Here is a 24,635-nt window from a genome sequence, read left to right as displayed (position 1 = left end):
TATATAAATTATTTTATATAATGGAAAAAAAAGCCGAAGAGTTTTGTATTCTCCGGCTACTAAAATCATAGGTAGTTTAAAACTCTAAACGATAACCAACCTTAATACTTTTATTATCAAATTTATTACCTTTGGCATAGTCAATTTCTGCATAAACATTGTGCTGTTTATTAATTTTAGCATTAATACCCACACCATTATCCCACCAACTACCATCAAACTTATAGGTATCGTGAGTAGCGGCAACACCATTAAATGAATAACCAGTTTTACCATCAAACTCTTTTACATAACCAGTTTTGAAGTAAACATCAATGGGCGTTTTACCTCGATTAATACTGTAGCCAACAATGGCACTGGCTCTTCCTAACACAGAATCAAAATCATCTAATTTGGTTTTTAAGCCATTACTAGAATGAATTTTGGCACTATCTTGATGGGAGTAGGTTAATTGGGCTTGTGGCTCAAGATACCAACCAGACTTAACTTTACCGTTAAAGTAAAAACGTTTACCTGTTTCAATGCCTAAGGTATAACCTTTGGTTTTACCATCTCCATTGACTTGATAACCACCGCCAGTTTCAGTATTAAAGTCATTTTTCATCACGGTATACTTAGCAATGGCATCTATATAAAAATCATTTTGGGTTTTATAAGTACCATAAAATCCCACATGATAACTTTTAGTGTCGCCATGACCTATATCATAATCAGCCTTTGCCTTAGCAGTACCCACCATAATACCCGCATAAAGATCATTGCCATCTACATCAAAACGTCTATCTAAACCTGCTTGAAAACCATGATAATCCATATCAAAACCAGAGAGTTTGCCACTAAATGAGCTCATACGGCCAGCAAAACCTCTTATCCAAAAATCCCAATCATTGTCTCGAGATTGACGCAACTCTCCCATACGGTGCAATAATGTTTGCGTTTCCGCATAATTCAATAAGTAATTAATATTTAAAACATTAACTGAATGATCTGCTGTATTGGTTAATGAGCTTGGCCCTCTAGCTGTAGCACTCAAATGCCAGTGATTAGTGTCTTCAGCATAGCTCACATCCCCAGGATTTAGATAGTACTTATAAGCACCTATATCTACATACTGGCCTACATGGTTTAAGGTAAATTTAGCATTACCATCTGTTGTTTCAACCAATTTTAAACGTTCAGTACTATCTACGGTAGCGGACCCATTATAATAGTCAGTAACTGTAATAAGGTGATTACCTGCAGAAGTGCCTGTAACCTTTAATAAATCACCAATATTATTAACGCCTGAACCCGTACCAATAACATTGGTGCGCATTTGAAAATGACCATTACCACTTAAATTATCTACGGTTAATACTACCTTATTAGTAGAATCGACTGCTGTAGCTTGATCACCTAAGATAACATTAGCATAGTTACTTAATGATAAGTCTGTTACTTGTGAGCTTTTACTCATCTGCCAAGTACTATTAGCACCAGCTATATTAAGGTTTAATACACTACCTGTATCAGTAATTGAAGTATTACCCTCAAAGTAAGAGTTATCTGTCATACGCAAGTCGATCTTACCTTCTCTATCAACTTTCATATCACCAATTACATAAAACTTACCAGAAGTTTGTGTACTAGTATCTGTATTATAGGAGGAAATAACAGAATCTGTTCCACTCGCATAGATAGAAAGACTATTTTTAGTAGGATCTACTATAATGGAAGTATCACTCAATAAGTCAACCTTGCCACCTGCATAATTTACAACATTGTTATTATTAGTATTTGTAACAGAACCATCCATAGCTACAATGCCATGAGCATTTGTTCCTGTTGTTTGAATAATAGTGTTACCTAATTGTATATGGCCTGTTTTATTAGCATAAACAGCATAGGCATTATTACCTTTAGTAGATATTTGGCTATTACTACCAATAGTTACTTTAGCCGTTCCTGATGGATTTCCTTCTGTTTCACGATCTCGATTTCCTGCATAAACAGCATAACCTGTTCCTGCTGAACTATTAGCACCCTTGCCTTCTGTTTGAATAATAGCATTATTGCCTACATTTATTAAATTGTTTCCTGATCTAGATAAATTAGCACGAACGGCTACGCCAGCTTTAGAATAAATCTCGCTGTTGTCACCTGTATTAACTGTTGAGTTACTGGTAATAGTTACGTTGATTGCATCACCTGATATACCATTAGCTTTTACAATTAACTTACCATTGACTGTTAAGCCGCCATTACCTTGCGTTCTAATAGCATCAGTAGCAAGGAAACCACTACTAGTTACGGTCAAGTTATTAGCTGTCATTTGTGATGAGGCATAAATACCTACACCTTTGACATCAGGTGAAGTCCCGAAATTAAAGCCTGTATTATTAATAACAACGTTTGTATACTGCAAACGAGAACCATCCCATACAGCATATTGGCCACTACAAGTATTAGTATCAGTTACAACATTATATGTACAACTAGCACTATCCGCCAGAACCGCTGAACTGCCAAAGCCAAGTGTAAAACACATGTGAGAATATAAAACTGCTTTTGAGTACTTCATAATCACCCTTTTTCCTCCTATCCCTTAAATACATAAAAAGTAAACTCAATAAAATATCACTCACTCAACTTAAGTAGCATTTACCTACTTAGAAAAACACCTATAATAAAAGGGCTGTAAGTATTATATTTATTTCTGATTCTATTAAAGCCCTTATAAACACTGGTGTCAATTGACATGTTTTGTTAGTTTTTACCAAAAAAAATACTTATCAGACAATACTTTTCACTCGACAAAATAACCTATTTTTAGTGTATTTTTATCTTTCTGATTCTACTTATTTTTATTCTAAAAATTAGATTTTCTCAGCACAGACTTAATGACAAAAAAATCATCTTTAAAAAGAAAAAATCAAGAGCATGTATCATTTTTGTGATTTATTTCACATCAAATAATTAATAAGTAGAATATTTTTATAATTTTCCTACATATCTATATAAACAAAAAACAGGTTAAACGCTGTAATAACTATCCAGCTTTTTTGTTTTTATGTGTATGATGTGCCCCAGTTATCAAAATTACTGATTTGTAGAGAGTCATTAACCATGAATACACATTACCCAACTATTGCTGATGTAATTGGCAACACGCCTTTAGTAAGATTACAACGGCTAGCAGGTAATACCAGTAATACTATTTTAGTTAAATTAGAGGGTAATAACCCCGCAGGTTCTGTGAAAGATCGCCCTGCTCTATCGATGATTACTTTAGCCGAACAACGTGGTGCGATTAAAGAAGGCGATACATTAATTGAGGCCACCTCTGGTAATACAGGTATTGCCCTTGCCATGGCAGCCGCGATTAAAGGCTATAAGATGGTGCTGATTATGCCTGATAATATGAGTGCTGAACGTAAAGCAGCAATGACCGCCTATGGCGCCAAATTAGTAACCGTTACCAAAGAGATAGGCATGGAAGGTGCTAGAGACTTAGCATTAGAGATGCAAACCAAAGGTCAAGGGATTGTACTTAACCAATTTGCTAATAGTGATAATCCACAAGCTCATTACGTAAGTACTGGCCCAGAAATCTGGCAACAAACGCAGGGTAAAGTTACCCACTTTGTCAGTGCAATGGGTACCACGGGCACTATTATGGGTGTTTCTCGTTATCTTAAAGAGCAAAATCCAGCTATTCAAATTGTTGGTTTACAGCCTAAAGAGGGAGCCTCTATTCCTGGTATTCGTCGCTGGAACCCTGCATATCTACCTAAAATATTTGAAGCTAATCGTGTAGACCGTATTATTGATATGGAACAACGAGAGGCAGAAGATACCATGCGTCGTTTAGCACGTGAAGAGGGCATTTTCTGTGGTGTGTCATCAGGTGGTGCAGTAGCAGGTGCATTAAGACTGGCTAAAGAAGTAGAAAATGCTACCATTGTTGCTATTATTTGTGATCGTGGCGATCGTTATTTATCAACAGGCATCTATGATGAACCTCAAATATGAGTAAGCAAAACCAAGGTTTACGCTTTCAAAGTAACCGTAAACCAAGCAATAGTAAAACAATCCCTGTAGGTAAAAAACAAATCTTAACCATTGATCGACTCTCCCATGATGGACGGGGCATTACTAATTTTTATGATAGAACATGGTTTGTAGCAGGCGCTTTACCTACTGAAGAAGTCGAAGTGAGGGTTGTCTCTAGCCAAAGCAAGTGGGTAAATGCTAAATGCGAAAAAGTCATCACCCCCTCACCTATCCGTCAAACTCCCCCTTGCCAGTATGCAGGTACTTGTGGCGGTTGTGAGCTTCAGCATATTCCTTATGAGCAACAAATACAGCTCAAACAAAACAGTGCTATCGAGCAATTTCAACGAATAGCTAATATTACATTACAGGAATGGCAACCACCATTGATTAGCCAACCTTTTGCTTATCGTCGTAGAGCACGTATCGCCACTCGCTATAATGAACAAAGCAAACAGTTAGAAATTGGTTTTAGGGCAGCTTTTAGTCAACAAATCGTTGCTATTAACAATTGCCTTGTATTAACTGAATCGCTTAACCAACTATTACAACAACTACCTAATTGCTTAACAAAATTAACCTCGCCACGTCATATTGGCCATATTGAATTATTTTCAGGCGATCAGAATGCATTACTTGTTCGCCATACTGCACCACTCACTGATAAAGATATCAATACACTACATACTTTTTGCCAAACCCAACAATGCCAACTATGGTTACAAGGCAAAGCTGATCCTATGCCTTACCAAACAGAATTACCTTTAAGTTACCCATTAGTGACTAATCAACAATCTCTTAAACTCAATTATCGTATGGGAGACTTTGTACAGGTAAATACTGAAATTAATCAGGCAATGGTTCAACAAGCATTAGACTGGCTACAAGTACAAGCTAATGAGTCTGTCTTAGATTTATTTTGTGGTTTAGGTAACTTTACGCTACCACTGGCAAAACAAGCTAAACAGGTAATCGCTGTGGAAGTTATTGAGGGAATGGTCAATTTAGCTAAAGAAAATGCTAAACAAAACCATATAGAGAATGCCTTTTTTTATAAGGCCGATCTTACACAACCTATAGCTGAACAAATCTGGGCGCAACAAAGGTTTTCCGCTGTACTATTAGATCCTCCCAGAGATGGCGCAATGGAAATAATAAAACAGATGAAAAAATTAGATACAAATCGCTTGCTCTATGTTTCTTGCAACCCAGCCACCCTCGCAAGAGATACTAAGCTATTGATAGAACAAGGTTATCAAATTAAAAAAGCAGGTATAATGGATATGTTTCCACAAACCTCACACTGTGAAGTCATGGTATTGTTTGAGCGTTAGTAGCAATATTAGTACAATAGTAGATTACGCAATTTATTAAAGAACACCATAAAGGTAGTTTCATGGTACAAGTTAAAGCACATCAATCTATTAATGAAGATGGTAGCATCAACTTAGATGCTTGGCTGGAACACATTAACTCAATGGTTTCTGGCTTAGATATTGCTGCTTTACGCAAAGTCTGTGAGTATGTTGCCAATGTTGTTAATACCAGTAAACCTTCTCATCAAGGCTGGAATGAAGATATTTCCTGTTTTCATGTTGGCTTAGATATAGCAGAAATTCTAGCTGATTTAAACCTTGACCAAGAAACCTTAACTGCCGCTATCATTTACCGTGCAGTCCGTGAAAAATATATCACCTTAGAAGAAGTACAAGAAAAGTTTGGCGAAACAGTCGCTAAACTTATTGAAGGTGTGCTACGCATGGCAGCTATTAGCTTTGCTAATAACCCTGTGCAATCTGATATGTTAAGCCCACAAGCACAAGTAGAAAACCTACGTAAAATGCTAGTGGCAATGATTGATGATGTTCGAGTAGCCCTTATTAAACTAGCTGAACGTACCTGTGCTATTCGTGCGGTTAAAAATGCTGATAATGATCGCAAAATAAAAGTAGCCCGCGAAGTAGCTGATATTTATGCACCACTAGCCCACCGTTTAGGTATTGGTCATATTAAATGGGAGTTAGAAGACCTTTCTTTCCGTTACTTAGAGCCTGACCAATATAAACAAATTGCTACCCTACTGCATGAACGCCGTTTAGATCGTGAACAATATATTGCTGATGTAATGCAGCAACTTCGTGAGAAACTTGAAGAAGCCAATATTAAAGCTGATATCAGTGGTAGAGCTAAACATATCTACTCTATTTGGCGTAAAATGCAACGCAAAGGGCTTAAATTTAGCCAAATTTATGATGTTCGTGCTGTCCGCGTATTAGTACCTGAACTGGCCGACTGTTATACCACCTTAGGTATTGTGCATACCTTATGGCGTCATATTCCTAAAGAGTTTGATGATTATATCGCTAACCCTAAAGAAAATGGCTACCGTTCTCTACATACAGCCGTAATTGGTCCAGAAGGAAAAGTACTGGAAGTACAAATCCGTACCCAAACCATGCACGAAGAAGCTGAACTAGGTGTATGCGCGCATTGGCGTTATAAAGGCACTGATGTCAAAAGCAAATCAGATCATTACGAAGAAAAAATTTCATGGCTACGTCAAGTTTTAGAGTGGCAAGAAGAGCTTGGCGACTTTATGGGCATTGCAGACCAGTTAAGGCTGGATACTGAACCTGATCGCGTCTATGTTTTTACCCCTGATGGACATGCTGTTGACCTACCTAAAGGCGCTACTCCGTTAGACTTTGCTTATCGGGTGCATACTGAAGTGGGACATCGTTGCCGTGGTGCTAAGATAGATGGTCGTATTGTGCCACTCAACTACAACCTAAAAACAGGTGAGCAAGTTGAGATTATTACCAGTAAAGAAGGCGGTCCTAGCCGCGACTGGTTAAATCCTAACTTAGGTTATATCAACACCTCTAAAGCACGTGCCAAAATTATTCATTGGTTTAAACTGCAAGACCGTGATCAAAACGTTGCAGCTGGTAAAACCATGATAGAACGTGAATTGTCACGTTTAGCCTTGCACCATGTTAATTTTGAGAAACTAGCCGAAAAAGCTAATGTCAAAAATGCTGAAGACCTCTTCGCTGGCTTAGGTGCTGGTGATTTACGTTTAGCACATATTGTTAATTTAGCCCATCAATTAATTGAACCTACTAGCAATGAAGTTGAGCAACTTGAATTAATCCAACGTCGCCCTAGCAAGATTGGTAACAATCCTGGAGAAATTCAAATTCAAGGTGTGGGTAATCTAATGACACAGATGGCTAACTGCTGCCATCCACTACCTGGCGATGCAGTTATTGGCTATATTACAGTAGGTCGCGGTGTGACTATCCATCGCCAAGACTGCCCTAATGCGCTACAGTTAGCTAGCCGTGAACCAGAGCGTATGATCCAAGTAGATTGGGGCCCTGTACCTGCTAAAACCTACCCCGTGGATATTCAAATTAAAGCTTATGATCGTTCAGGCTTACTACGCGATATTTCACAACTGTTGTTAAATGAAAAAATTAATGCGCTAGCAGTCAATACTTTATCCAATAAAGAAGATAATACTGCTTCTATGAAATTAACTATTGAAATTACTGGCTTAGACGCACTAGGAAGATTATTAAGCCGTATATCTCAACTACCTAATATTATAGAAGTAAAACGTAGTTTAAATGGTTAGTAATGGATAAATATTACAGTAGCTCAAATCTTTTTATCATAAAAAATTGATAGTAAAAATTTGAGCTACTTTATATCTAAACCTCAGATATATTACTTCCCACCAATCCAACCATCAAGCATATCTGCAAAGTCGTCTGCATGCTCTTCCTCTTGTTCTAAAATACCTTCTAGAACACGTTTGGTTGTAGTATCTGCATCACCAATATAATTAATCATCTCTCTATAACTATCGATAGCAATACGTTCTGCGATTAAATTTTCTTTAACCATATCTTTTAGAGTTACACCCTCTTTATATTCAGCATGAGAGCGTTTTGTTAAGGTATCTGGGTTTAAATCAGGTTCACCACCTAACTGTACGATACGTTCTGCAAGTATTTTGGCATGTGCTTGTTCTTCTTGAGCATGAATAAGAAACTCGCCTTTTACAGAGTCTGCTAGCATACCTGTCGCCATAAAATAATGACGGTAATAACGTAAAACACAAACCCACTCAGTGGCTAATGCCGCATTTAATAATTCAATTACTTTTTTACGATCTAGGGTATATGTTTTAGTGACTGCACCATCTTCAATATTTTTTCTAGCATTGGCACGTAAGGTTTTAGTTGGAGTAAACTGAGCAACATTTTTTGCTTTTGACATGGTAAATCTCCTCTTAGATTAAACATGAACTATCACATGTTTTTTCATTTTAATTATCAGACTATTACACGGTTTTGAGGAATTACTAAACTATTAACTATAGCTGTTGCTATACAATTTTAGACAAGGCGAATGGCTGAAGACAGTACAACTAGTACGGCAAAGTCATTCAACGATGTATAAAAATGTAGAACAATAGCTATACTAATAAAACTAAGTAATACCAATAGTTCATATAGTAAAGACTAATGCACGCAAGGAGTACTAGCATTAAGTCTAAAAACAGCGGGTTATTTGCAAGAGAATATTTATTAATTAGCTTGTTTCAAAAACACGATCAACACCTGTACTGGACACTCCTTGCTCGTACAGTATTTCATCATAAAGCCGACCATCATCTAAATAGTATTGCCAGAAACCTATTTGCAAGCCCTGCGAATAACTACCTTGTACAGATTTAGTACCATTTTCATGCCAACTAATATAACTACCTGTTAGTTTACCCTGTTTATAAAAGCATTCTTTTTCTTTTTGCCCTGACTCGTACCATTCAAGACAAGGACCTTTTTCTATGCCATGCTCATAAGTCAGTTGAGTTTTAAGTTGACCGTTTTCATACCAGTATTGAACTGAACCATTTAGGCTATCTTGATAGTACTGCCCTTCTCTTTCCTTTTGACCATTTTTATACCAACAAGCACCATAGCCATGAAAACATCCCTCATGGTATGGAATTATCTGATCTTTTTGACCATCTTCATACCAAAGCCGCCAATAACCTTCTTCTAGGCCATCGACATAAGGGGCTTCTAAGGCAATCTGACCATTTTCATGCCACTCTAACCAAACAATATCCTCTACAGGTGTTCCTTCATCAAAATGAACAGCAACCCGTTGTTCGGTTAAAGGATGACAAGATTGGCAAAAACCATGTTTTACACCAGCATCATAATGGTCTTCTGTTTTTAATTTACCATTTTTATACCAACTGCGCCATGCACCATGCCGCTCACCCTCTTGATAATAACCTTCAGTTTGTTTTTCACCTTCTTCATACCAAGCTTGGTAAACACCTTGCGAAATATCTCGCACATAACATTGTTGTTGTTCTTTTTGACCATTTTCGTAATAAGTTACCCACCAACCTTCACGCTCACCTTCATGAAAATAGCCCTCGATACATTTACTACCTGACTCATACCACGTAATAAATATCCCCTCTTCTAGCCCCTTTTGGTAATGCTTTTCTGTGGATTTTTGACCATTCTCATAATAAGACGACCAAACGCCTGTACGCATCCCTTGTTCTAATGCACCCTCAAGCACTAATCGACTTTCATCAATCACTTTATGCCCACCATGCAACCAACCTTCTTGGTAATGTGATTCGATATAAGAGCTTTCATCATCAGGCCAATATTTTCGCCAACAACCTTGTTTATGGTTGTCTAAAAAATATCCTTCGCCCGCCTTTTGACCATGTACATACCAACTACTCCATTCACCATTACGCTTGCCTGCTTGGTAATTGACCTGTTGCTCTTTAACACCCGTTTTATAATAAAGGGTTAGCAGTCCATCTATAGGTAATAACTCATAGTCAAAACTAACAGGAATAGCTGATTCTTCAGCAATTACTAAAAAAGGATCAGTACGTTTTTCACCCGTCACATAAAAATCCTGCACTAAACAACCCTCAGTATTTCTTTCAATTAACTGACGAGTAAAGGATTTAACAGCGGCAAGGCGGGGTATTTTGGGGGTCATGAATTGGGTTCAACACTACTAACAGCTAAAGCAAAATATCAACCTTATACTATACATCAGTTAGTGATGATTATCGAATAATATACTGGTTATTATTCTCACAAAATATTAAATCAAGGGCTGTTTTATCTTATTAAAGGGGCTTAGCAAGTTTTTTAACATCATTTCTGCCTGATAAACAGCATCTGCATTAACCTTATCACTCGCTACAACTTGCTCAAGCAGAGCTTCTACTCGTTCACTCTCACGTTCCGAGACACTATAAAGCTGAGCAAGTAATAAAGCTGCATTGTCATCACCTTTTGCTAAAGCTAACTCTAAATAATGCTTGTAACGCAGAATATCATGGGTATGACGATAGGCAATAGCAAGGTTAAGGTTGCTTTCAAAACAGCCACTTTCTATAGCCCTTACATACCATTTGATAGCGTCCGTAATATTAACAATTACGCCTATACCATAAAGATAGATACCGCCTAATATATCCATAGCTTTAGCACAACCATCAGCGGCTAGTTGTTCCAGTAATTTGCGCGCTTTTTTATATTTTTGGCGATCTAAATACTCAGTTACTTTAGCTAATTGCTTTACTACTTTTTTAGAATCTTTTTGGTAATTACTGGGATATTTTATTTTCTTAACAATAGGCTTAACGGATTTAAATAAGTCTACAAAACTTTCTAGTTTTTCTTCTTTTTCCAAGTTTTTTAAAATTTGCTGTGCCTGCTCTATTTCATCCTGATAAGTATTATCACGCGTTACCACTAATAATAGTAACGCTTGAACTTGTAAACGTTCTTTAGTGGAAACACTGTATAATTTAGCTAGGTTAAATGCAGCACTATCATCACCTTGTGCCATTGCTTTTTCTAAATAATATTTATAACGCTGCATATCACCCAATTGACGATAGGTAATCGCTAAATTCTTTGAATCTATTCCTTGTTTAATTGACTCTAAATCCCAGTAAATCGATTTTTTATACTGTTTTCTAACATATTCACCATTATGATACATAAGTGCCAATGCACTCATTGCATGAGCATTACCTTCACGAGCTAATTCACTAAATAACCGATAAGCTTTTTTATAATTTCCTAAATCCTCAGCTTTACCAGCTTCTTCAAGACGATCATACTTTTTAATCATTGTATGCTCCTAGTATATTCAGTGAGGGCACGTTGCAAGTTTTCAGGTAAGGGATTATTACGGCAAGCTTCAACCGTATAAATATTAGTGATATTAGTATAACAAGGCCACTCTTGTTGTGGCATTTGATTCACATCATAAGCGATGGCAATTAAACCATTTTTTACATCTTTACTGGGTGTATCATTACGCATCACTGCTGTGATAAAACAGGTATTAGACTGTTCATCGGCTAAAAAACGAATAGTTTTAATATATTCATAAGCCTCCACTTGAGAAATAAGTTGTTGTTTATCTGCCATAGTTGGACAACGTTTATATTTTTTATAAAAACTTATAAGTGGTTGCTGATAACGTTTAATGAATTGATAAGCTTGTTGTGTTTCAAGTGCTGGGCGTTTTTGATAGTGCAAAATAATATTGGATAATATTTTATGGCTAGCGATAAATAGCACAATAAAAATAATCCAAAAACCAATAATAAATACAGTACGTTTTTTTATCAATTTCACCATTATTACACTAATTGTTACCTATTACTATTAACTTAATATTGTATTATCTATTAGCTATTAAATAAATTATACTAATAATTCACTTAATATAATTATTGGATCTAGAAATATGCCTTGGTATGGTTGGATAATTCTCTTTTTCGCCTTTTCTGCTATTATTAGTCCACTATTTTCTTTGTTAAAATCAAACAAAAAAATTCAACTAACTGAAGAACAAAAAAAGCGTATTCGGGAACGTAATGTTAAATGGGATGAAATGGAAAAAAAAGACAAAGAGTAACCTAGTCTTTCCTTTTTAACTCACGACACGAAAATAGTTTTTATACTACAAAGATAGGCTCTATATGTACTCTTATACTGCTCGTCCATCATTATTAGAAAATCGTACTATTCTTATCACTGGTGCTGGACAAGGTATAGGAAAAGCTATTGCATTAAGTTGTGCAGAGCTTGGTGCAAAAGTTATATTACTAGCAAGAACAGCCAGTAAGTTGGAAGCTGTTAGTAAACAAATAATAGAACAAGGTTATTTATCGCCTATTATTATTCCCTTTGATTTAGCAACAGCGAAAGATAAAGATTATATCCAATTAGCTGAACAACTCTCTGAACAAGTTAATCAGTTAGATGGCTTGGTTAATAATGCATCTATTGCCACTGATTTAAAACCTTTTACAGAGCTTTCTATTGAAGAATTTCAACAGATTATGGAGGTTAATGTGAATGCTACCTTTGCATTAACTAAATACCTGCTACCTCTTTTACAACAAGCAGCAGATGCCTCTATTATTTTTACCTCTAGTTCAGTGGGTCGTAAAGGACGGGCTCTTTGGAGTGCTTATGCCTCTTCTAAATTTGCTACTGAAGGACTTATGCAGTGTATTGCTGATGAACTAAAAGAAACTTCTATCAGATCCAATAGTGTTAATCCTGGTGCTACCAGAACAGCCATGCGTGCCCATGTTTACCCACAAGAAACAGTAACGGATAATCCACTACCAGAACAAATAATGCCTGTTTATCTTTATCTATTAGGTCCTGATAGTATAGGGATTAATGGGCAAGCCCTTAATGCACAATAAATTTATATAATGACTAAACAAACTGCTTTAATTCAAATGCATATTGCCGCTATTTTATTTGGCGTCTCAGGTATTTTTGGTAATCTTATTGCTAGCGACTCGTTTGTTATTAGTATGGGTCGTTCTATTTTTGCTATTTTTGCAATGACATTACTTAGCTTGCATTTTCGATATATTCCTTGGCGCATTCCATTAAAAACTTTTTACACATTAGTTATTGCAGGCATTTTATTAGCTGCCCATTGGGTTACCTTTTTCTATGCAATTAAAGTAGGTAATGTGGCTATGGCAACCTTGGGCTTTGCTTGCTTCCCTGCTTGTGTTGCTCTATTTGAAATGCTATTTTTTAAAGATAAAATTACTAACGTAGAATATTGCTTACTGCTTTGTGTTTCCATTGGCTTAATTATGGTAACCCCTTCTTTTGACTTAAGTAATGGCGGCACACTTGGTTTATTATGGGGTATAGCCTCTGGCATTCTTTATGGGGCTAGTGTAGTTGTTAATCGCTACAACTTAAAAAGTACTACGGGTGTACAAATTTGTTGGTGGCAATGTACTGTTGTGCTAATTATCTTATTACCTTTTACTATCACTAGCATACCTAGTATATCGAAAATGGATTGGTTATGGATTGCTTGTTTAGGGTTACTGTGTACTGGACTTTCTTATTATCTATTTATCAGTAGTTTGACTGCTATTAATGCCAAAACAGCTTCTATTATTATTGCCTTAGAGCCTGTTTATGCAATTTTTGGAGCATGGATATTATTTAGTGAACAACCAAGTATAAGAACTATTATTGGTGGAGTGGTGATTATTTTAGCTGTTGCTTGGGCAGGATTACAAAAACAAACTAATAATACTACAAAGCCTGTTATTGAATAGTATAAGGTAGGGATAACCCTACCTTAATAAACACTCATTAGTGCTGATGACCACCTTCACCATGAATATGACCATGCTCTAATTCTTCAGCAGTAGCTTCACGTACCTCTGCTACTTTTACTTTAAAGTTTAAACGTTGACCCGCTAGAGGATGATTACCATCTACTGTTACGTCATCACCTTCGATATCACGAATAATTACTACTTGCATGCCACCATCTGGTGCTGAAGCGTGAAATTGCATACCTGGCTCTAATTGTTCTACACCTTGGAAAGCACTGCGAGGTACTACTGCTACTAAATCAACAGAATAGTCACCATAACCATCTTTAGGCTCAACTTGTACATCTAGTTCATCACCAGCTTTTTTACCTTCAAGCGCACTTTCCAATCCTGGGATAATATTATTAAAACCATGCAAGTAAGCTAAAGGTGGATGTCCTTCTGAACTATCTAAAACATCACCTGCATCGTTAGTTAATGTGTATTCAATATATACTGCTTTTTTAGGTTCAATCTGCATGGTCTATTGGCCTTTCTTTTCAAAATTTAAATTAAACGCTCATCTTACCTTGCTTAGTTAAAGATATCGACTAAAAATTATTTAAATTTGTATAAGATTAAATATTTTCCTTTATCATTAAAATTTAAATAAAAACCTAGTATCATGATATTTAAAGATTTAATATCTATTATTGGCAATTAACTAAATAAATCAATAAAATTGGTGAACAATTGCAGTTTTTTTTACACTAATCAATATAAATACTAAACAATTTTAATTAAAGTTACTTAATTTACCCACATCATCTATAATGTGACACGTTTTAATTATTGTATAAACAACAGGTAAAAATGTATGACCCCGCGTAATATTTTAGTCATTAATTGCGGTAGCTCTTCTCTAAAATTTGCTCTAGTAAACCCTAAACAAAGTGAATTTGCTATCTCTGGTTTGGCAGAACGTTTAAATACACCTGAAGCAGTTGTTACTTGGAAAACAGGTAGTGATAAAAACAGTTTAATGATCCCTAACGGTGACCATAAAACAGCTCTTTCACAAATTATGCCTCGTGTACAAGAAGTTTGCCAAGGTGAATTAGATGGTATTGGGCATCGTGTAGTACATGGTGGTAGAAATTTCACTGCACCTCACAGAATTACTCCACAAGTGCTTTCAGAAATAGAACGTATATCACCCTTAGCACCTTTACACAATCCACCAGCACTACAAGGTATGCGTGCGGCACTAGAAGTGTATCCTGACCTATTACAAGTGGTGGTATTTGATACAGCATTCCATCAAACAATGCCTGATCATGCTTTCCGCTATTGTATACCAGAAGAATATTACGCTAAACACAATATTCGCCGTTATGGTTTCCATGGTACTAGTCATCGTTATGTGAGTCAGCAAGCTGCTGATTTCTGCAATTTAAATGCAGGTGATAGTTATTGGCTTTCAGCTCACCTAGGTAATGGTTGTTCTACTTGTGCTATTGCTAATGGTCAAAGCTTAGATACTAGCATGGGTCTAACACCTCAAGAAGGTGTATGCATGGGTACTCGTAGTGGTGATGTAGACCCAGGTTTACATGGTCACTTAGTACGCATTTTAAATATGAGTGTTGATGAAGTCGATAATCTACTTACTAAACAAAGTGGTTTATTAGGCTTATCTGGCCTTTCTAATGATATGCGCTCTTTAGAAGAAGCTAGAAGCCGTGGTCATAAAGGCGCTACTATGGCGATTGAGGTTTTCTGCTATCGTTTAGCTAAATCATTAGCCAGTATGGCCTGTGCTTTGCCTCGTATTGACGGCCTTATTTTTACAGGTGGTATTGGTGAGAACTCACCATTAATCAGAGCACGTACTGTATCTTGGTTAAAATTATTAGGCTTTGAAATAGAAAGTGAAGCAAATGCTAAGTTTGTACGCGGTAAAGCTGGCTTAATTAGTAAACCAAGCTCACCACGTATCATTGTTATACCAACCAATGAAGAACGTCAAATAGCACTGGATACACTATTATTTGTAGAAGAAAAATAATACAGGATAGATAACTATGCATGCTTTTTTTGTAACTTCTACAAATTTCGGTGTAGGCCTTACTTCTATTAGTTTAGGCCTTATTCGAGCGCTAGAAAATAAAGGGTTAAAAGTTGGTTTCTGTAAACCAATCGCTCAACACCATGATAGAGAACAGTTACCAGATTACTCTTCTGAGCTAATTGAAAAAACAGTAGGTATAAAATCACCTAAGCCACTTTCTAGAAACTACGTTGAACAGCGCTTAAGTGATGATCAACTAGACATACTTTTAGAGGATGCTATTAATCTTTTTCAAGAAGCATCTGTTGATAAAGATGTGATAGTGATAGAAGGCATGGTACCTACTCTGCAATCAAACTATGCTACATTTATTAATGCAGCATTGGCTAAAAGTTTGAATGCAGACATTATCATGGTGGCGGCACCTGAAGAAGAGCATGCAACATTAGAAGAGTTTATTGATGCCATTGAAATTCAAGCACATGCGTTTGGTGGACCACGCAACAAAAAGCTAATTGGTGTGATACTTAATAAAATTAAGACTCCAGAAGGCCCTGAAGCATTTAAAGAACATTTACAAAATGCTGCTCCACAGCTATTTAAAGATGACTTTAAAATATTAGGTTGTAATCCTTGGCGTGAAGAATTAAACGCACCACGTTTGCAAGATATTGCTAAGCAGCTAAATGCCCAAACAATCAGTAAAGGTGAACTTGATACGCGTCGTGTTCAAAAAATTGTGCTTTGCGCTAGGGCAGTACCTGATACTATCCCATTGTTTGAACCCGGTGTATTGATTGTTACGCCTGGTGATCGTGATGATATTATTATGGCAACCAGTTTAGCTGCTATGAATGGTATTCCATTAGCTGGTTTACTACTATGTAGTAACTTTGAACCTGATGCACGTATTATGACACTTTGTAAAGCTGCATTAGAAGGTGGCTTACCAGTTCTTTCTGTTAAAACAGGGTCTTATGATACCGCTACTAACTTATCACATATCGATAAAAGTATTGCTGTGGATGATCAAGATCGTGCTAAACAAGTAACAGAGTTTATTGCGGAACAGCTAGATGAAGAATGGTTATTCCAGCGTTGTGGTATTGTTCAAGAAGCTCGTTTATCTCCACCTGCTTTCCGCTATCAATTGGTTAAACGTGCTCAAGAGGCCAATAAACGCATTGTATTACCTGAAGGCAATGAGCCTAGAACCATTCAAGCCGCTATTATTTGTCACCAACGCAATATTGCACGCTGTGTATTATTGGCGAAACCAGAAGAAGTACACAGCACTATTAAGAGCTTAGGTTTACAGTTACCTGATAACCTAGAGATTATTGATCCTGATAGTATCCGTCAAAACTATATTGCCCCATTAGTAGAATTACGCAAAAATAAAGGTATGACACCTCTAATTGCAGAGCAATCACTAGGTGATTCTGTTGTATTAGGTACAATGATGTTAGCTACTGATGATGTTGATGGTTTAGTATCTGGTGCTATCCATACTACAGCTAATACTGTACGTCCTGCTTTACAACTGATTAAAACATCACCTGAATACAACCTAGTATCTTCTGTATTCTTTATGTTATTACCTGACCAAGTATTAGTATATGGTGATTGTGCTATTAATCCTGACCCTACTGCTGAGCAATTAGCAGATATTGCTATTCAAAGTGCTGAATCAGCCGCTGCTTTTGGTATTTCTCCTCGGGTAGCCATGATTAGTTATTCTACTGGTGCTTCGGGTGGTGGTGAAGATGTTGAGAAAGTTAGATTAGCTACAGAACTTGCTAAACAAAAACGTCCAGATTTACTCATTGATGGACCGCTACAATATGATGCGGCTGCTATTGAAAGTGTAGGGAAACAAAAAGCACCTGATAGCCAAGTTGCAGGTAAAGCCACCGTATTTATCTTCCCTGACTTAAATACTGGTAATACTACTTACAAAGCGGTACAACGTAGCGCCCAAGTGATTAGTGTTGGCCCTATGCTACAAGGCTTAAGAAAACCTGTTAATGATTTATCTAGAGGTGCTTTAGTAGAGGATATTGTATTTACCATTGCTCTTACTGCGATTCAAGCAAACAGTAAAAAATAACCTATCCATATTTAATTTAAAGGGAGCCAGTGTTTACTGCTCCTTTTTTAGCTTATCAATCCATTGTTTTTTATCAATAAATTCATAAGCTAAAATTATGTTCTAAGCTAATTTTGTAGAGTATAATAATTCAGATAATTAGCCTATTTAATAATAAAGCACAGAGGAGATTGATTAACGTGACTTTTATGCCGTGGACGAAAGAGTTAGAAACAGGTATTCCTCAGATTGATGAGCAACACAAGTGGTTGGTTGACCTTACCAATAAGCTTTATGACTCAACGAGTAATGATCGCCAAATTAACTCTGCCGAAATAGGTAACATTTTAGAGCAATTAGTGGACTATACCATTAATCATTTTATTGCCGAAGAAACACTGTTCGCTAATTTAGGTTATCCTGAAACAACTAGCCATGTAAAACAACACAATATGTTTACTCATAAAGTATATAGCCTTTTAGAGAGACATGAATCTGGTGATGACAGTGTTGCCAGTATTGAAACATTAGAGCTACTTAAAAACTGGTTAACTAACCATATTATGAAAACAGATAAAGATTACATCGAATTCTTTCGTGATAAAAAAGTTGTTTAATATTTTTAAAAGGGGATTAATTAATCCCCTATTTTTTATCTTTGTTCTAATGCATTATTTTGTTGAGTTAACCCTTCCTGTACAAATCTTGCCATCCACTCAGCCACCACAACACCCTGATGCTCTGTAGATAAACTATTGACAGCTTTAGTATATAACTCTTTCCCTAACTGGTCTTCTCTACTGTCCAAAATAGCCTTGGCATAATTTACAACAAATTCAGGATGCCCTTGAAAACATAAAACCTGCTTTCCTATTGTAAATGCCGCATTTGGACAAAAATCACTTTTTGCAACTAAGGTAGCTGATTCTGGTAGTAAGGTTACTTGATCTTGATGACTAATTAATAAGGTTAACTTATCCAGTGTAGGTGTCATCCAATCTGCTTTATGGTTAACATCATAATGATGAGAACCTACACCCCAACCTTGAATAGCACGTTCTACCTTACCACCAAATACTAATGCCAATAACTGATGGCCAAAGCACACACCTAATAAAATCTTTCCTTGATCAAATAAATTTTTTACATAACCTTTTAGTGCTTCAATCCAAGGATCATTAGCGAAAGAATCCGCTTTACTGCCTGTAATAAGATAAGCATCCCATTGTTCATCAGCAGGAGGATAATCCCCATTTACAACATTGTAAACTTTACATTCAACAGCAATCGGTTGTTTAGAAAACATACTCTCAAACATTGCACCATAACCATGATATTCTTCTAATAGCTCTGGACGGATAAAGTCAGTCTCCAAAATACAAATTCTTAAAACCATTTCTAATACAACCTCATCTTACCAACAACAGTATATAATCTTTTCCTTTTTAAATTATACATTATAAAAAATCTTTTTTTTATAGCACTTAATTCTATATATAGAATCTCCAGTTACGCTTGCTATCAATTTTTATGCATAAATTGTGGACAAAAAAAAGCCAGCAGTAAAAACTGCTGGCCTTTTATTAATTCACTTAAGAATTATTTAGCCACTGTGCAGCAAACATTGTAGTTGTTTGTGCTAGTAATGCTGTTTACAGTACCTTTGTAACCAGTTACTTTAACGTGGATAGTTTTGAATACGAAGAAATCGTCTACAGTGATTTCATAACGTGGAGAAATTAACACGTCACCATTAACTGGAGCTAAAGCATTGTAAGCTGCTGCAGCTTGAACTTGTGGAGTTTTGTCAAATGGATTAGAAGCTAATAAACCGCCACTAGCAATACCATCATAACCTACGCCATCAGCAAAGTTGCTGTCGCCACCGAAAGAGATGAAATTGAATAAAATATTTAAACTAGATTCACCAGTTACTTTCTCACCAACTTTGATGTCAGCGCGTAATTCATTAGTTACTAAACGTGGTTGAAGAGTAGCACTTGGTTTGTTAGTGTTAAAGCTGTGACAACCAGCAGCAACAACTACAGCACCTGCTAATGCAGCAAATTTAATAGACTTAAGCATATTTTTTCCTTTCATACGAATTTTAGAATTTTATTCCAATTGAAATACAGTTCCGTAAATAATAACGGTAGCAAAATCCTACCATTATAACTACATTATGTACAGTACTTGAGCTAAAAAGTATATCAAAATTTAAGCTCCAATTAAGATTACTAATAATATAGCTAGTGCAATAATAACACTCTTCTATTTTTCAGCAAATATTTGTTAGCTCAGCTTATACTTGAAAGATTATATTTTGTGATATTTATCAAAATATTTCAGCAATGACTCAGTTATCTCTTTTCTATTAAGCAAAATTATGATTTTTTATTAAAGCTTTAATAATGGTATTGCCAATCTATTTAATAATGATTATTATTAACAACTAATTAATAGTTAATTTTTTATGCCTTTTTCGTAGTACCACAAACTTATTATTTAGCTCACTAGTTATTTTGAGTTTAATATATGGAGATATTTATGCGTTCTTTATTTATTCTGCCTGCTATTTTACTTTGTACTACCTCTATCAGCATGGCTAAGGAATATCCGGTTGGTAAACCACAACAATGTGGTGGAATGGAGATTGCTGCTGTTTATTTACAACCTATCGAAATGGATCCTCCTGGCATGATGCGTCCTGCAAAGGATTCTGATGTACATTTAGAGGCAGACATTACCGCACTTGAAGATAATCAAAATGGTTTCCAAGAAGGCAGCTGGGTTCCTTACCTACAAGTAGCTTTTGTATTAACTAAAGAAGGTAGTGCTGAAAAAGTAGAGGGTACTTTCCATCCAATGGTAGCTAATGATGGCCCACACTATGGCGATAATGTTAAATTATTGGGTCCTGGCAAATATAATTTAAAATTCACTATATTACCACCAGGTAAAGAAAGTATGTTTGGTCGCCATACTGATAAAGAAACAGGGGTTGCACCTTGGTTTGAAAAATGTGAAACCAGCTACGATTTTGTTTATGCAGGTATAGGTAAAAAGGGTGGTTATTAATAAACCCATATTTATTTTGAAATTTTCTTTAAATAAAAGCCAATCACTTACTTGATTGGCTTTTTGCGTTTCTAATTTTAGCGAGAAAAGCTATGTTAAGCAGACAATTTATTGCATTTATTGGCCTATTATTCATCACTGTTAGTGCTATAGCTGCTCCTCTACCCACTTATGAAATAACCATTAAAGATGGCGTATTCTCACCATCATCTATTGAAGTCCCAGCAAAACAACGTTTCAAAATTATTGTCAAAAATATTGGATCTGGGCCTGCTGAATTTGAGAATCTATCAATGCGTGTAGAGAAAGTACTAGCCGCTGGTGTTAGTTCTTTTGTGGTAATTCATCCTCTAAAACCTGGCTCTTATCATTTTATAGATGAGTTCCATATGGATATGGCTGGTTTTACTATTAATGTTAAATAACTTTTCCGACTAGGAGTTATAGTTAAAAATGTGGCAAGCTCTGTTTATTGTATGGCGAGAAAGTGTTGAAGCATTATTAGTAATAGGAATCTTATACGCTTGGATTAATCACCAAGTAAATGCTGGTCACACTAAAAAAATGCTCTGGATAGGTACCGGACTAGGGATATTGTTTGCCTGTGCATTGGCTGTTGGTTTTACTGTAGCAGGCGAATGGTTTTCTGGTACAGGTGGCGATTGGTTCCAAGTTATTATGATGGCCGTAGCTAGTATTTTGATTTTCCAAATGGTTATTTGGATGCAGAAAAATGGCCGTGCTATGAAAAAGAATTTAGAAGCAGAAGCAGCCCAAAGTTTTGCTCAACGTGGTGGGTTTGGTATCTTATTACTTGCTATGTTAGCCGTTGCCCGTGAAGGTTCTGAAATTGTTATTTTCCTTTACAGCAGTTTTGCTGCTGCACAAGGTACAGCCTTCTGGCTATTAACACTGGGAAGTGTTGCAGGTGCAATTCTAGGCTATGCAACTTTTATGTTATTGCAGCTTTCTAGCCATATTATCTCATGGCGTGTATTTTTTAATATCAGTGCCATTATTTTATTACTATTAGGTGGCGCTTTATTAATGTCGGCCTTAGATAAATCGAGTGGGCTAATTATTGATATGCTTGCCAATGCTGATGCGCCTGAATGGAGTTATACATTATTTGATCCTGTATGGGATAGTTCTTTTATCTTATCAGATACCACAACTACGGGTAGTTTTATTGCTAGTATAACGGGTTATCGCGCACAACCTATGTTATTAGGTATAATTCTTATTCCTCTTTACTGGATTATTGCTATTATATGGACACAATGTAATAACCGTATTAAGCACTAATTTTGCAGGACAGATGTTATGAGTAGTTTACCTGTTACACCCCTTTCAAAACTTGGTGACCTAATGCGCCGTTATGGAGGGGTTATTCGTGGTATTCAATGGTTTATTATTCTCTTCTATTTAGTGCTATTAATTATCCCTGCTTTTCTGTCACTACCACCTGATAAAGCAAGGGCATTGAATAATATCTCGTTATTTGCTCAGTTTGTATTCTGGGGAATTTGGTGGCCCTTTGTACTGGTTTCTATGGTACTGTTTGGAAGAGCATGGTGCGGTATTTTTTGTCCAGAAGGTGCATTAGCTGAATGGGCTAGTAAACACGGTAAAAATAAGGGTGTTCCTAATTGGCTTAAATGGAATGGCTGGCCTGCTATCGCTTTTGCTTTAACCACCCTCTATGGCCAAATGATTAGTGTTTATGACTATGCTAAACCTGCGTTACTTATTTTAGGTGGCTCTACTGTAGCTGCAGTTGGTATAGGTCTTTTATATGGCCGTAATAAACGTGTGTGGTGTAGATACCTTTGCCCTGTTAGTGGGGTGTTTTCTTTATTAGCCAGATTAGCACCTGTTCACTTTAAAGTAGATGAAAAACGTTGGCAAGAAAACCCAGAGCCTCATCTACCTGTACCTAACTGTGCACCTTTAATAGATATTCGTAGAATGCATGGTGCTTCTGCTTGCCATGCTTGTGGTCGTTGTAGTGGACAACGAGATGCAGTAAGGCTATCAGTACGCTCCGTCAACGAAGAAGTAGTAGATTATGGACAAGAAGAAGCAAACCCTTGGTTAATTCGTTTATTACTGTTCGGAATTCTTGGTTTAGCCATTGGAGCTTTTACTTGGACAGTAAGTCCTTGGTTTATTTATGCTAAACAAACTATTGCTGAATGGTTAGTCATGCATGACATCTTCTGGCCACTTAATCAAAATACACCTTGGTGGCTATTTACTCATTACCCAGAAAATAATGATGCTTTCAATTGGGTTGATGGTTTTTGTGTAGTTGCTTATATTGTTGGTCATGGCATTGTACTGGGTACAGCATTTAGTTTAATTATGCACCTTGCTAGCAAAATTGCTAATAAAGGAAAAACCTTCTATACCCATATTTGTTTAGCATTAATCCCTATTGGTGGTGTTGGCCTTTTTCTTGGTTTAACCGCAACCACCGTTAAATTAGTTAGACAAAATGGTTTTGCTATTACATGGGTACAAGATGTACGTTTACTATTATTAGTTGGTGCCTTAGTTTGGAGTTTAGTATTAGCTTGGAAAGTACTGAATAAACAACAAGTTTTTGGCTTAAAACGTTTAGCTGTATTAATATGTTTTAGTAGTATTTGTGCTTTTGTGCTTTATAACTGGTATTTGATGTTCTGGGGTTGGAGTGACGCACGCCTCATTAAATCATCCACTATTCAATTAGCCACACAAATTGCCATATTTATTATTTTATTTATTGTAATAAAATTCGTTATAGCAAGATTATTAACTAAAAATCATTCTTCAAAACAAACCTCCTTACACTAAAATAATAGGACGATTAGTAATACGCTAATTGTCCTATTGTTTTACTAAGTCTATTGTATTTAATATACCCTCTATCCTTATTTAAAAAGCATAGAAGCAAACACTATGAAGCAAAACAAATATGATGATCCATCATTTTTTGAGCAATATAGTCAAATGGCTCGCTCTATTGATGGTTTAGCAGGCGCTGGGGAATGGTATATTTTTAAACAAATATTCCCTAACCTACAAAATAAAAGCGTATTAGATTTAGGCTGTGGTTTCGGCTGGCATTGTCAATATGCAGCAGAACAAGGTGCTAAATTAGTGATAGGTACAGATATTTCAGCAAAAATGTTAGCAGAAGCTAACAAGAAGAATGCTTATCCTAATGTAAGTTATCAACAAACTGCCATTGAAGATATTCATTTTGCTAAAGATAGTTTTGATGTCGTTATCAGTTCACTGGCTTTCCACTATATTCAATCTTTTGCTGAAATTTGCGATAAGGTTAGAAACTGTTTAACCAAGGGTGGTGATTTTATTTTTTCAGTTGAACATCCTGTGTTTACTGCTCAAGGCAAACAAGAGTGGATTTATGATCAACAACAAAAGCCCCTTTATTGGCCTGTAGATAACTACTTTGCAGAAGGTATTCGGCAAGCTAACTTTCTTGGTGAACAAGTAACCAAATACCATAAAACCTTAACCACCTATATTAATACCTTATTAGAAAACGGCTTTCAATTAACCAAATTAGTTGAGCCTCAGCCTGATCCAAGATTATTAGAGAAATACCCTGAATACAGTGATGAATTACGTAGACCTATGTTTTTATTAATTGCTGCTAAAAAAATCTAATCTCTTTATTAGGAGTA

22 protein-coding genes are annotated in these 24,635 nt (G+C 36.2%); 14 read left to right on the top strand and 8 right to left on the bottom strand.

The window, feature by feature from the left end; translation table 11 throughout:
* Window positions 1-76: 76 nt before the first annotated feature.
* The gene (locus tag MTZ49_RS07615) at window positions 77-2,560 is read right to left on the bottom strand and encodes an autotransporter outer membrane beta-barrel domain-containing protein (protein WP_264747740.1); all 2,484 of its coding nucleotides are present in this window, start codon (window positions 2,558-2,560) and stop codon (window positions 77-79) included.
* 545 nt (window positions 2,561-3,105) lie between these two features.
* Here MTZ49_RS07615 and cysM point away from each other — a divergent pair.
* The 3 genes from cysM (at window position 3,106) to relA (ending at window position 7,672) form a co-directional block, all read left to right on the top strand.
* Window positions 3,106-4,011: a cysteine synthase CysM gene (cysM, locus tag MTZ49_RS07610; RefSeq protein WP_264747739.1), complete on the top strand. Its 906-nt coding sequence runs from the start codon at window positions 3,106-3,108 to the stop codon at window positions 4,009-4,011.
* Window positions 4,008-5,366, top strand: a complete 1,359-nt coding sequence (gene rlmD / locus MTZ49_RS07605) for a 23S rRNA (uracil(1939)-C(5))-methyltransferase RlmD (protein WP_264747738.1) — start codon at window positions 4,008-4,010, stop codon at window positions 5,364-5,366. The genes cysM and rlmD overlap by 4 nt, the downstream gene beginning before the upstream one ends.
* Before the next feature lie 62 nt (window positions 5,367-5,428).
* Window positions 5,429-7,672: a GTP diphosphokinase gene (gene relA / locus MTZ49_RS07600; RefSeq protein ID WP_264747737.1), complete on the top strand. Its 2,244-nt coding sequence runs from the start codon at window positions 5,429-5,431 to the stop codon at window positions 7,670-7,672.
* A gap of 92 nt (window positions 7,673-7,764) precedes the next feature.
* Here relA and MTZ49_RS07595 read toward each other — a convergent pair whose 3' ends face one another.
* The 4 genes from MTZ49_RS07595 to MTZ49_RS07580 form a co-directional block, all read right to left on the bottom strand.
* The gene (locus tag MTZ49_RS07595) at window positions 7,765-8,319 is read right to left on the bottom strand and encodes a ferritin-like domain-containing protein (RefSeq protein ID WP_264747736.1); all 555 of its coding nucleotides are present in this window, start codon (window positions 8,317-8,319) and stop codon (window positions 7,765-7,767) included.
* Between the two features lie 315 nt (window positions 8,320-8,634).
* A complete protein-coding gene (locus MTZ49_RS07590; RefSeq protein ID WP_264747735.1) occupies window positions 8,635-10,086 on the bottom strand; it encodes a toxin-antitoxin system YwqK family antitoxin in 1,452 nt (483 codons plus the stop codon).
* Between the two features lie 108 nt (window positions 10,087-10,194).
* Window positions 10,195-11,235 carry a tetratricopeptide repeat protein gene (locus MTZ49_RS07585; RefSeq protein WP_264747734.1) on the bottom strand — a complete coding sequence of 347 codons (1,041 nt, stop codon included), beginning with the start codon at window positions 11,233-11,235 and terminating at the stop codon, window positions 10,195-10,197.
* On the bottom strand, window positions 11,232-11,750 hold the full coding sequence (locus tag MTZ49_RS07580; protein ID WP_264747733.1) for a hypothetical protein: 519 nt from the start codon (window positions 11,748-11,750) through the stop codon (window positions 11,232-11,234). The genes MTZ49_RS07585 and MTZ49_RS07580 overlap by 4 nt, the downstream gene beginning before the upstream one ends.
* Before the next feature lie 109 nt (window positions 11,751-11,859).
* Between MTZ49_RS07580 and MTZ49_RS07575 the strand changes: the two genes are divergently transcribed.
* From MTZ49_RS07575 to MTZ49_RS07565, 3 genes are all read left to right on the top strand, one after another.
* Window positions 11,860-12,030 carry a DUF2897 family protein gene (locus tag MTZ49_RS07575; RefSeq protein ID WP_264747732.1) on the top strand — a complete coding sequence of 57 codons (171 nt, stop codon included), beginning with the start codon at window positions 11,860-11,862 and terminating at the stop codon, window positions 12,028-12,030.
* Window positions 12,031-12,094: 64 nt separating this feature from the next.
* Complete coding sequence (locus tag MTZ49_RS07570) at window positions 12,095-12,832, top strand: YciK family oxidoreductase (RefSeq protein ID WP_264747731.1); 738 nt, start codon at window positions 12,095-12,097, stop codon at window positions 12,830-12,832.
* 9 nt (window positions 12,833-12,841) lie between these two features.
* A complete protein-coding gene (locus MTZ49_RS07565; protein WP_264747730.1) occupies window positions 12,842-13,720 on the top strand; it encodes a DMT family transporter in 879 nt (292 codons plus the stop codon).
* A gap of 37 nt (window positions 13,721-13,757) precedes the next feature.
* Here MTZ49_RS07565 and MTZ49_RS07560 read toward each other — a convergent pair whose 3' ends face one another.
* Window positions 13,758-14,243 carry an FKBP-type peptidyl-prolyl cis-trans isomerase gene (locus MTZ49_RS07560; protein WP_264747729.1) on the bottom strand — a complete coding sequence of 162 codons (486 nt, stop codon included), beginning with the start codon at window positions 14,241-14,243 and terminating at the stop codon, window positions 13,758-13,760.
* 336 nt (window positions 14,244-14,579) lie between these two features.
* Between MTZ49_RS07560 and MTZ49_RS07555 the strand changes: the two genes are divergently transcribed.
* The 3 genes from MTZ49_RS07555 (at window position 14,580) to MTZ49_RS07545 (ending at window position 18,479) form a co-directional block, all read left to right on the top strand.
* The gene (locus tag MTZ49_RS07555; protein WP_264747728.1) at window positions 14,580-15,770 is read left to right on the top strand and encodes an acetate kinase; all 1,191 of its coding nucleotides are present in this window, start codon (window positions 14,580-14,582) and stop codon (window positions 15,768-15,770) included.
* A gap of 16 nt (window positions 15,771-15,786) precedes the next feature.
* Entirely contained in the window at window positions 15,787-17,883 is a 2,097-nt protein-coding gene (gene pta / locus MTZ49_RS07550) for a phosphate acetyltransferase (protein WP_264747727.1), read from the top strand.
* Window positions 17,884-18,071: 188 nt separating this feature from the next.
* Window positions 18,072-18,479 (top strand): bacteriohemerythrin, encoded by a 408-nt coding sequence (locus MTZ49_RS07545; protein ID WP_264747726.1) that lies wholly within the window; start codon window positions 18,072-18,074, stop codon window positions 18,477-18,479.
* A gap of 35 nt (window positions 18,480-18,514) precedes the next feature.
* Here the strand turns inward: MTZ49_RS07545 and MTZ49_RS07540 are convergent, their stop codons facing one another.
* Window positions 18,515-19,258, bottom strand: a complete 744-nt coding sequence (locus MTZ49_RS07540) for an amidotransferase (RefSeq protein WP_264747725.1) — start codon at window positions 19,256-19,258, stop codon at window positions 18,515-18,517.
* A 203-nt stretch (window positions 19,259-19,461) separates the two neighbouring features.
* Window positions 19,462-19,947: a hypothetical protein gene (locus MTZ49_RS07535; RefSeq protein WP_264747724.1), complete on the bottom strand. Its 486-nt coding sequence runs from the start codon at window positions 19,945-19,947 to the stop codon at window positions 19,462-19,464.
* A 462-nt stretch (window positions 19,948-20,409) separates the two neighbouring features.
* On the opposite strand from MTZ49_RS07535, the gene MTZ49_RS07530 reads away from it, so the two are divergent.
* The 5 genes from MTZ49_RS07530 (at window position 20,410) to MTZ49_RS07510 (ending at window position 24,618) form a co-directional block, all read left to right on the top strand.
* Entirely contained in the window at window positions 20,410-20,940 is a 531-nt protein-coding gene (locus MTZ49_RS07530) for an iron transporter (protein WP_264747723.1), read from the top strand.
* A 92-nt stretch (window positions 20,941-21,032) separates the two neighbouring features.
* Window positions 21,033-21,365, top strand: a complete 333-nt coding sequence (locus MTZ49_RS07525) for a cupredoxin domain-containing protein (RefSeq protein WP_264747722.1) — start codon at window positions 21,033-21,035, stop codon at window positions 21,363-21,365.
* 28 nt (window positions 21,366-21,393) lie between these two features.
* Window positions 21,394-22,245, top strand: coding sequence for an FTR1 family iron permease (locus MTZ49_RS07520; protein WP_264747721.1), 852 nt, complete (start codon window positions 21,394-21,396; stop codon window positions 22,243-22,245).
* Between the two features lie 18 nt (window positions 22,246-22,263).
* Window positions 22,264-23,778: a 4Fe-4S binding protein gene (locus MTZ49_RS07515; RefSeq protein WP_264747720.1), complete on the top strand. Its 1,515-nt coding sequence runs from the start codon at window positions 22,264-22,266 to the stop codon at window positions 23,776-23,778.
* 105 nt (window positions 23,779-23,883) lie between these two features.
* Window positions 23,884-24,618: a class I SAM-dependent methyltransferase gene (locus tag MTZ49_RS07510; protein ID WP_264747719.1), complete on the top strand. Its 735-nt coding sequence runs from the start codon at window positions 23,884-23,886 to the stop codon at window positions 24,616-24,618.
* The last annotated feature ends 17 nt before the right edge of the window (window positions 24,619-24,635 follow it).

Source organism: Entomomonas sp. E2T0, assembly GCF_025985425.1.
GTDB lineage: Bacteria > Pseudomonadota > Gammaproteobacteria > Pseudomonadales > Pseudomonadaceae > Entomomonas.
The sequence above is the reverse complement of the archived record's forward strand: the minus strand, read 5'-3'. Positions and strand labels throughout refer to the sequence as shown.